Here is a 4796-nt window from a genome sequence, read left to right on the forward strand (position 1 = left end):
CTGATGACGTGGTGTGGGGGGTTTTTTTTTTTTTTAAAACCCCCCCCCCCCGCCCCCCGGGCCCGCGCGCCCCGCCCGGGACGGCGGTCCTGCTGCGTATCCTGACGGTTGTCCGCGAAGTCGCGCTGACTTGCGTCGCCGTTCTGGGGCTGCTGTGCATCCTGGCTCTGATCCTCGGTTTCGTCTTCAAGGCGTCCTTTGTCGTTTTCCGGACCGGTTCCATGGAGCCGCAGTATCCGGTGGGTGCCCTGTCCCTTACTGTCCAGGTCAAGGCAGCGGATCTGGTGCCGGGCGACGTCGTGTCGGTCAAGCGGGAGGGGTCAAACGTGCTGATCACGCACCGCGTGGTCTCCGTGACGCGGCCGGACACGGCCGGCGGCCGGACGTCCCTGATCCTCAAGGGCGATGCGAACAGCTCGCAGGACCCCCTGCCGTACGAGGTTGCCACCGCCCGGAAAGTACTGGTGACAGTGCCGGCGGTCGGTTCCTGGGTGATGACTGCGCGAGGCCCTGGCTTCATTGGTGGTGCCACGCTTGCCTTGGCCGCGCTGGTGCTCTGGGCGTACTGGCCGAAGCGGGAGCCCCGTAGCCCTGGCCCCTGACGAAGCTGCGGGCCCCAAAAGAAGTTGTGCGGTCGCTCAAAGAGGAGGTGTTGGAATGCCGTCATGGAAGATGGCCATGATGCGTGGCGGTGCCGCGTGCGCGGCTGTCCTGGTGGCCATGGCCGCGACCCAGGCTGCCGCCGTGGCCGCGGAAGACTTGGTTCCGGTGCCCGAGACCGGGGCTCCCGGTCTGCTCTCACTCTCGTCCTCCGTTTATCCGTTGACACTGCCCGTCCTTGAGCCGGCCGAGTCCTTCAGCTGGCAGATCGGCCTGACCATGACGGAACCGACGGCGTCATCCATGCTGCAGGTGACCGCTGCCGGGGAAATCGCCGGAACGGACAGGTACGCGGTCTCTGTGGAGGAATGCTCCGTGCAGTGGGAGGGGACCAGTGGCCTCAACGAAAACCTGAGCTGCCCGTCCGGTTCCATTTCCAGGATTCCATCCACCACACTGGCCGCGCTGCGGCAGGATGTCCAAATACCGCTCAATAAGCTAAGCGCCGGGACGACGTCCTTTCTACGGTTTACGCTTGCCCGGCCCGCGGGCCCTGCAGAAGCCGGTGGCTCTTCACTGACGCTGGGGATAGGTGTCAGTGCCACGGGGGAGGACACCGGCGGCGCAGGCTTTCCGGATCCGGAGCCATCGCCGGAGCCAAGCCAATCACCGGGGCCAAGCCAGTCGCCGGGGCCGGGGCAGTCCCCGGATCCAGGCCAGTCGCCGGGACCGGCCCAGCCGGGAGATGCCGGGCCGCCGGAGGACAATGGCCATGCGGGCAGCAGCCCTCCGTTGGGTCACAGCCTGGGGGATACCGGTTTGGGTGAAACCGGCGCAGCCGTCCTCCCGGCACTCTTCGCCGGCGGCGCCCTGCTGTTGCTTGGCGCTGCCGTTGTTGCCGCCTTCCGCGGCTCCCGCCCCTCCTCCAGGACCACCCGATGACGGGGAGCATGAAAAGGGCAGCGCATGCCGTCGTCCACAGGCCCCGCCATTCCCTGCTGGTAGCCGCCGCGGCGGCCATCGCACTCGCCGCCGGGACCACCGTCACCAGTGCCGCCTGGACCGACGACGAACGGGTAAGCGGCGCCGTCGGCGTCGGGTCGCCCGGCGACTGCTCCACAAACACCCTCTTCACCACGCAATCCTGGGCCCGGCAGCTGACGGGCACCGTCCTGAACACGAGCCTGGACTCGGTTCTGGGTGTCGAGGGCCTCACCGTGACGAACAACGGCACCACAGCATCACCGGTGCCGGCCACCGCCACTCCGGTGCCCGGTACTACGGACGCCTTCATCAGCAAACTGCCCGTCACGGTACTGGGCGGAACGGCAGTTGAAGCAGGCGTGGGCCTCGGGGCTCCGGTTGGCGGGATCGGCACCTACACGCAGTGGGCGCAGGCAAAGGGGAGCGGGCAGGTAAAGGGCGCCTCCGGACTGGTGTCCGACCAGTCCGGAGCCATTGACGTGGGCGGCACCGCCAACGGTGCGGCCACTGCGCCCAAGGCTGCGAGCATTTCGCTTGGCCGGCTTGTCCCGACGTCGCTGGCGGGTGTAACGCTCGACGTCGGCGCGGTCGCCTCATCCACCACACTGAACGGGTGCGTGATGACCAGCGGCTGGCCGGCGCTGGACCCAACCCCCGCCGTCGGGCGCGACTACGGCATCGCCAGCCTGGACCTGAACGCCGACGTGCCTGCCGTGGGGGCGGTGGCCCCTCCGGCGGACGCTGCCCTGAACGCGCTTCCCGCCACACTGGATGACCTGGAGAGTAACCTCATCCAGTCCCTTACCAGCGACGTCGAGAACGTCCTCGACGATCTGGGTGTGGTGACCGCTACAACAAAGGCATCACTGAGTGGACTGAACCTCGACCCCGTACGAGACGTGATGCTGGAACCACAGTCCGAAGGTTCCGTGACCATCACCATGAATACCGGCGAGGTCCGCATCGACTTCACGAAGCTGCCTGGAGGCGGTTCCATCAGTGGGGACTCGGCGCCGAACAGCCCAGTCGTCCTCACCGCGGAGAACATTGCCCAGGTGGAGAGGGAAGTTGACCTGCTGGTCCATCGCATCACGACGCAGGTACGGGCGGCGCTGGATGCCGTGACCGTCGACGCTACCGTGACGGCGAACGTGAGCGTTCCCCTCACCGGAATATCCCTTGGCAGCACAGAGATCACGATCAAGGGAACGTTGGGGCAGCTTCGGACCGGAACTGCGCCGCCCCCGACCATCGCGGCAGTCGGGTTGGATATTACGGCCTTGCTTCCTTCGCTAACGACGACAATCGCCAGCACCGTGGCCAACGCTGTAGTGGCACCCACGAATGCGGTTGTTTCGGATTTGCAGACAACATTGAACCCGTTGATCGTGACAGCGAAGTCTGCCGTTGGATCCATCCTGACCGCCGTCAATAGCCTCGTCGCCATCAACGTCAACGTCCAGCCCGACCAGCCCTGGCCCGGCATCAGGCCTGCGGACGTCTCTGCCGCTGCCGGGGAGTACAAGGTCTCTGCAGTCAGAGTGGGGCTGGTCGGCAACGCCGCGCTTCTCAGCCTGTCCATAGGCAATTCCTCGGCGGGCCCTGTGGCGCTGCGTGTCCCGTGAGAGTGCCGCGGCACGGGAGAAACCGGTGGAATCCGCTAAACTTGGGTGGTAAGAGCCCCGGGGCCGTTGCGGCGCCGTTCCTGCAAAGGAACAGCGAAAGCCGGTCCACTCGGGGCATTCTCATGAACGGCGCCGACCTCCGGTTGAAGCACCTCGGTGATCAGCCGGGCTAGGCCCGAACGAATGGGGGAGGATCCCATGCCAGCAATCGTGATCGTCGGAGCCCAGTGGGGCGACGAAGGAAAAGGTAAGGCCACCGACCTGCTTGGCGGCCGCGTCGACTACGTTGTGAAGCCGAACGGCGGCAACAACGCCGGGCACACCGTCGTCGTAGGCGGTGAGAAGTATGAGCTCAAGCTCCTTCCGGCCGGCATCCTCAGCCCCAACGCCGTCCCCATCATCGGCAACGGCTGCGTCGTCAACCTTGAGGCGCTCTTCCAGGAGATCGACGGCCTCGAGGCCCGCGGCGCCGACACCTCGAAGCTGCGGGTCTCCGCCAACGCCCACCTCGTCGCGCCGTACCACCAGGTGTTGGACAAGGTCACCGAACGCTTCCTGGGCAGCCGCGCCATCGGCACCACCGGCCGCGGCATCGGCCCCACCTACATGGACAAGGTGGCCCGCCTGGGCATCCGCGTCCAGGACGTCTTCGATGAGTCGATCCTGCGCCAGAAGGTGGAAGGCTCCCTGCGCCAGAAGAACGAGCTCCTGGTCAAGGTCTACAACCGCCGCAGCATCGAGGTGGATGAAGTGGTCAACTACTTCCTCTCGTTCGCTGAGCGCCTGCGCCCGCTGGTCATCGACAGCACGCTCGTGCTGAACGCCGCCCTGGACGAGGGCAAGGTGGTCCTCATGGAGGGCGGCCAGGCCACGTTCCTCGACGTCGACCACGGAACCTACCCGTTTGTCACGTCCTCCAACCCCACGGCCGGCGGCGCCTCGGTGGGATCCGGCATCGGCCCCACCCGCATTTCGCGCTCCATCGGCATCATCAAGGCCTACACCACGCGTGTCGGCGCCGGTCCGTTCCCCACGGAACTGTTCGACGAGATGGGCATGTACCTGCAGAAGACCGGCGGCGAATTCGGCGTCAACACCGGGCGCCCGCGCCGCTGCGGCTGGTACGACGCCGTCCTGGCCCGCCACGCCTCCCGCGTCAACGGCTTCACCGACTACTTCGTCACCAAGCTTGACGTCCTCACCGGAATCGAACAGATCCCCGTGTGCGTGGCCTACGACGTCGACGGCGTCCGGCACGACGAAATGCCCATGACCCAGACCGAGTTCCACCACGCCAAGCCGATCTTCGAATACTTTGACGGCTGGACCGAGGACATCACCGGCGCCCGCACGCTGGCGGACCTGCCCGAGAACGCCCGCAACTACGTGCTGGCCCTCGAGAAGCTGTCCGGCACCCGCTTCTCGGCCATCGGCGTCGGACCGGACCGGGACCAGACCATTGTGGTCAACGATTTGATCCTTGACTAAAACCGACTGACGAGTGGGCCCACGCCCGCAGGGTTCCCTGGCCGGGCTTGCAAGGCTGGGGAGCGGGTGGGGACGACGGCGGCGGGTCACCTTAGGGTC

Annotated in this window: 4 protein-coding genes; all 4 read left to right on the forward strand. The window is 66.4% G+C overall.

The annotated features are described in order from the left end of the window. On the forward strand, nucleotides 1–602 hold a 602-nt coding region (locus ACFUTU_RS21145; RefSeq protein WP_377967897.1), incomplete at its 5' end, for a signal peptidase I. Nucleotides 603–657: 55 nt separating this feature from the next. Continuing rightward, entirely contained in the window at nucleotides 658–1542 is an 885-nt protein-coding gene (locus ACFUTU_RS21150) for a hypothetical protein (RefSeq protein ID WP_377967899.1), read from the forward strand. An 8-nt stretch (nucleotides 1543–1550) separates the two neighbouring features. Further along, nucleotides 1551–3209 (forward strand): choice-of-anchor G family protein, encoded by a 1659-nt coding sequence (locus ACFUTU_RS21155; protein ID WP_377967901.1) that lies wholly within the window; start codon nucleotides 1551–1553, stop codon nucleotides 3207–3209. A 198-nt stretch (nucleotides 3210–3407) separates the two neighbouring features. Next, nucleotides 3408–4697 carry an adenylosuccinate synthase gene (locus ACFUTU_RS21160; protein ID WP_377959177.1) on the forward strand — a complete coding sequence of 430 codons (1290 nt, stop codon included), beginning with the start codon at nucleotides 3408–3410 and terminating at the stop codon, nucleotides 4695–4697. Nucleotides 4698–4796: the final 99 nt, after the last annotated feature.

The sequence above is a fragment of the Arthrobacter sp. NPDC057388 genome (genome assembly GCF_042668165.1).
Taxonomy (GTDB): domain Bacteria; phylum Actinomycetota; class Actinomycetes; order Actinomycetales; family Micrococcaceae; genus Arthrobacter.